Source organism: Haladaptatus sp., from assembly GCF_049589095.1.
Lineage (GTDB): Archaea > Halobacteriota > Halobacteria > Halobacteriales > Haladaptataceae > Haladaptatus.
This window is the reverse complement of sequence record NZ_JBAWAC010000620.1, coordinates 1-4768: the sequence shown is the minus strand read 5'-3', so window position 1 is coordinate 4768 and position 4768 is coordinate 1. Positions and strand designations below refer to the sequence as shown.

The following is a 4768-nucleotide window of genomic DNA, read 5'->3' as shown; positions in this document are numbered from 1 at the left end:
CGCCACTGGCGACGTGCTCCTCGCCGTCGACGGCCAGTCGAACGCTCGCGGTTGGTGTCGCACCTCCGCTAGTGGCGGTTAGATCCCGCAGTTCGATCGGCCGGTCGCGTTCACGACCTTGTACCTCGTCGGCGATTGCGAGCAGGTCGGTGTCGGTGATGCGTCGTCCTCGTTCGCCGATCGCCTTCACTCGCTCCACGATCGCATTGAGTTCGTCACCGGACACGCTGACGCCGTGTTCGTCGAGTGCCGAACGGACACCCGCTCTGCCGGCGTGTTTTCCGAGGACGAGTCGGCGTTCACGACCAACGGTATCCGGCGGGTACGGCTCGTACATCGCCTCGTCCTTGAGCGTCCCGTCGGTGTGGATGCCGGACTCGTGTGCGAATGCGTTCTCGCCGACCACGGCTTTGTTCGGTGCGAGCGGAACGTCGGTTGCCGTCGCGACCGTCTGTGCGAGATCGTACAGTCGTGCGGTTTCGACCGTTTCGATATCGTACCCGTGATCGAGCGCGATGGCAACTTCCTCAAGTGCGACGTTACCTGCACGCTCACCGATCCCGTTGACGGTTGCGTGAACGAGATCCGCTCCGGCCTCGATGCTCGCGAATGCGTTCGCCAGCGCCAGCCCGAGATCGTCGTGGGTATGGGTACTCGTCGGACCGAGCTGAGCCAACCGGGAAACGGCGTTCCCGGCCTGTTCCGGGGTCGCGTGTCCGACCGTATCACAGTAGCAGATTCGGTCAGCACCCGCCTCGATGCCCGCGCTCATCAATCGTTCGAGGAAATCGAGGTCGGCCCGTGAGCCGTCCTCACCGAGGACTTCCAGCCAGAGACCGTGATCCTTGGCGTATTCGGTGAGTTCGACCGTCGTTTGAATCACTTCGTCGCGCGTGGTCCCGACCTTTCCCTCGATGTGGCGGTCGCTCGCGGGAACGACGAGGTTCACACCGTCGACCCCGCAGTCGAGCGCGAGATCGATGTCGTGTTTGACGCCGCGGGCGAAGCTCGTCACCATCGCGTCGAGGTCGAGGTCGGTTACCCTCGAAATCGTCTCTCTCTCGCCTTCTCCGGTGCAAGCGCTCCCGGCTTCGATGACACTGATACCAGTCGCATCGAGTTTGCGGGCAATCTTGGCTTTGTCTGTCGGCGTAAGCGAGATTCCCGGCGCTTGTTCGCCGTCGCGGAGCGTGGTGTCGAGGAACTGTACGTCAGAATCAGATAGTGGGGTTAGTTCGGGGGAGCCCCCGAATAAATCGATCACTGGTCATGATATCCACTTTGGTATGGTACTCAAACGCATATAGTCTGTTCGAGATGGGCAGATATTGCAACCAGTCGAGTGGGGATGTCGTCTCTGGTACCGAAAGGGTGAGTGATGACGACGCTCTACGGGAGGTTCGTACGTCCGAGTTGACCTTCTACAGCGATCGGTGGTGACGGACGCTGACGACTTGCGGGGTCGCATCTCCGAGTCCGAAGTCGCTGTCGTTCATCAGCACGAATTCCCGGTCGTCGAGGATGGCGACACCCTCGATCTTCGACGGGAGGCCGTCGTAGTCGTCGGTGTCGAACGTGAGGTCCTTCGGGACCGCTTCGACGCCCGCGTCCGCGAGACCGGTAGCGTCGAGCGATTCGAGCGTCGGCGTCGTATTTACATCGTCGAACGTCTCGGGAACCGTCGAGACGCCGTCGAGATTGACCCGATAGAGCTTCATCGTCTCATTCACGCGTTCGAGGACGAGCAGGGTCTCCTCACCGAGAACCTTGAGTTCGCTGACCTTCACGTCGTGCTGATCGGGCGATCCGTCCGCGTTGTCCTTCTCGAAGGTACCCGGGAGATCGAGTCGGTAGAGGTACTCGTCGGTGACCGATTTGGAATCGAGATCGAACCGGAAGATGCGGACGTTCCGAGACGTGTTCGACGTGTTGACGTCCGGGTTTGCAAGCGGGCTCTGCAGCGCGAAGAAGATCGCGCTCTCGTCGGGTGTGACGCCGAACCCTTCGATCCCACGGTTGAGCTTTCGGCGGCGGATGATCGCCGGGAGGTCGCCCGTCACGGAATACGTGGCATCCGAGAGGTCGGTGTCGACGCCCGCTGGGACGATACGGTCGAGTATCCTCCCGTTGGCGTCGACGTGTGCGAGGCTCGGTGCGTACTCCTCGGCGATCCAGAAGGTGCCGTCCGTGAGTTGGGCGACCGCTTCGACGTCCATCCCGTTCGGGTCGTACGGGATGCGTGCCCCGTTCATCGAGTAAGCGACCTCGGTGTCGGTCACCGTCAACGGGTTGCTGATGGCGGTGATGTCGTGTCCGTCCGTGTCCGCGAGCGGGATGGTGTTCACGACGCGTGGCGTCCCATGACCGAGTTCGATCTCGTAGATCGACGGCGTATAACCGGGATCGGTGAAGATCTTCCCGCCGGACTGGTCTCCGAAGAACGAGGGATCGAGACCGGTAACCTCCTTTGCATCATCGTGGTGGATGTTCGGTCCGCGGTCACCGACCGCGTAGAAGCGATCGGTCGAGCCGTCGGCGGGGGCGGCGGCCCCGCTCCCGGGACTGACGAAAAGGTCGAGCGTCTTACCACGAGTCGACCCGTTTCGGAACGTGGTGTGTCCGAGCGAGAGACCGGACATGTCGAGCGACGTGACCTCGACACAGGCGTTCGTTATCCGACCACAGTTCTCATCGTGAGTGTTGCCGTCGTTTCCTTTCTTCTTCCGCTCGTGGTGGTCTCGGTTCCAACTCCGGAGCCGGTTTCCGAAGACGCTGTACGCACCGGTCAGTCCGATCCCGCCGAGCATCCGTCGCCGCGTGGTTTCTTCGCGCATCGAATCGAGACAGCCACAGAAAACACATGTAAATATATATTTTTGGACTATAGAAATTAAGAGGTCAACTTTGACAACGAGGGTGTTATAGAGCAATTCACACCATCCGTGCCCGAAATCTCCCGTTCGTTGGGTAGCGATACAATCCACTGTCGTTATCTACGGTCAACTCTGAGGGCAAGTGTGAACGCCCCTAAACCGTCTTTTGACGGGGACCCAGAATTGGTAAGTAGTGGGTATCGAATAACCGTCGATAACGGCCGTGATTCGTTCTTTGCGATCTGTATCGAGGAACCTGATAGTGAGACGGCGTGGATCATGTCGGATACCGTCCGATCGCTGGAGCAGATGCGATGAACCACCGGCTGTGAAGATACTTCGACGCTTCGAGGGGGTCGTCACGGAAGTTCCGCACCATCCGACGGCGACGGATGACCTCGAAGTAGTCCATGCGAGACCGGTACGACACTAGCCACTATAGTACTTGTTCGCACCGAACGAGGCCAACGAGTGTAACCAGCAAACAAGAATTATCACTAATCCATAGGGTTCCGTGTCAGGTCGAATCCTGCCCTTGTACTAACTCGACATGTACGATGACTTCGTGTCCGGTCGCTTTCGTTAGCCGCTCATCGATCCGTTGAGCGATGTCCGGTGGTATTCGTCCGTTCGGCCCGTACGACACGACGACTGTCACGTCTGCTGGGTGGCCGAGAAGGACCTCGTCGATATCGTAGTTCACGGTCGCTTGTTCGAACTCCAGGCCACCGAATTGGCCGCTGTTGAACATCGCTTTGACCTCCGTATTTACGTCGGTCTTCACGGTTCCGACTCCGAACGACGCCCACGTGACGGTGCCGAGCACGACGGACAGGATGACGAGGCCGAGAACGACGGTCGCGATTCGAGTACGAACGGCCCGTCGGGCCTGTATCTCATGTTTTCCTTTCTCGGGGCGATACCCCGCGAGCCACAGCAAAATGAGCGCCGAGAGGTTGATCGCGAGCAAGTTCACCAGCACGAGAACGCCAGCGGTGAGGACGATTCCGGGATCGCCCCACGCGAGACCGAGGCCCGCGGTGGCGGCAGGAGGGATGAGCGCCACTGCGATTGCGACCCCGACGAGTGACGACCCCGCTCCCCGTATGACACTCACGGCACCGGCGACACCCGATCCGAGTGCCAAGAACAGCGAGAGGAAATTCGGTGAAGTACGTTCGAGGATCTGTGGAATCGTTCGAATATCGGTCGGCGGTAGGAACATCGTCTCTTTCAACAGTAGGCCCAGAACGGCAGCCGTCACGATTGCGGCAAATAGACCGGTTACTTGCAGTCTCACGCCCCGTGTCGTCATCTCCCTGTCCGCGAGGACGGCCCCGACGCTGGCCGAAATCGCCGGTCCCATGAGCGGCGCGATGACCATCGCCCCGATAATAGTCGCTGCCGAATTGAGGAGCAACCCAGTCGTCGCTATCAGCGTGCTTACGATGAGGAAAATGAAAAACGTGGAGGATTCGGGGGCGAGGTCCTCAGCACGCGCGATGAGTTCGTCACGCGAGATACGGTACCCCCGATACCGATCTTTGAGCGCCCCGATTCGTTCGGAGACCACCGTCTCAGTCGGCATGACGAGAGTATACGATTTTTCCTTGATCCCCGCTGCGTACAGACTATCGAGCACGGGTTCGACGCCGGGTTCGGGGACGGGGAACGAGACGAGCGCTTCGAAATCGCCACGACCGGTTTCTTCCCAGACTGCATAATCGATCCCCTCCTCGTCGAGTGCCGCAAGGACGTTCGCTCGGTCTCCCTCGGGGATGAGCACTTGGACGACACGCATACATCTGTTATGCGCTGCACAATATATAAGAATACTTACACATATATCCAGCACTGTCTTGTGGTTCGGGTTTCCTATTCGAGGGAGGGAATTC

4 protein-coding genes are annotated in these 4768 nt (G+C 59.6%); all 4 read right to left on the bottom strand.

Going from position 1 to position 4768, the window contains the following annotated elements:
* The coding region (locus WBV42_RS19650) for a homocitrate synthase/isopropylmalate synthase family protein (protein WP_423987541.1) at positions 1–1264 on the bottom strand (1264 nt) is incomplete at its 3' end.
* A gap of 157 nt (positions 1265–1421) precedes the next feature.
* Entirely contained in the window at positions 1422–2834 is a 1413-nt protein-coding gene (locus WBV42_RS19645) for an esterase-like activity of phytase family protein (RefSeq protein WP_423987540.1), read from the bottom strand.
* Between the two features lie 316 nt (positions 2835–3150).
* Positions 3151–3285, bottom strand: a complete 135-nt coding sequence (locus tag WBV42_RS19640) for a hypothetical protein (protein WP_423987542.1) — start codon at positions 3283–3285, stop codon at positions 3151–3153.
* A gap of 105 nt (positions 3286–3390) precedes the next feature.
* Entirely contained in the window at positions 3391–4674 is a 1284-nt protein-coding gene (locus WBV42_RS19635) for a TIGR00341 family protein (protein ID WP_423987539.1), read from the bottom strand.
* Between the last annotated feature and the right edge of the window lie 94 nt (positions 4675–4768).

Coding starts and splice junctions, on each gene's coding strand:
- WBV42_RS19640 (WP_423987542.1), bottom strand. CDS start 3,285: ATGGACTACTTCGAGGTCATCCGTCGCCGTCGGATGGTGCGGAACTTC.
- WBV42_RS19635 (WP_423987539.1), bottom strand. CDS start 4,674: ATGCGTGTCGTCCAAGTGCTCATCCCCGAGGGAGACCGAGCGAACGTC.
- WBV42_RS19645 (WP_423987540.1), bottom strand. CDS start 2,834: ATGCGCGAAGAAACCACGCGGCGACGGATGCTCGGCGGGATCGGACTG.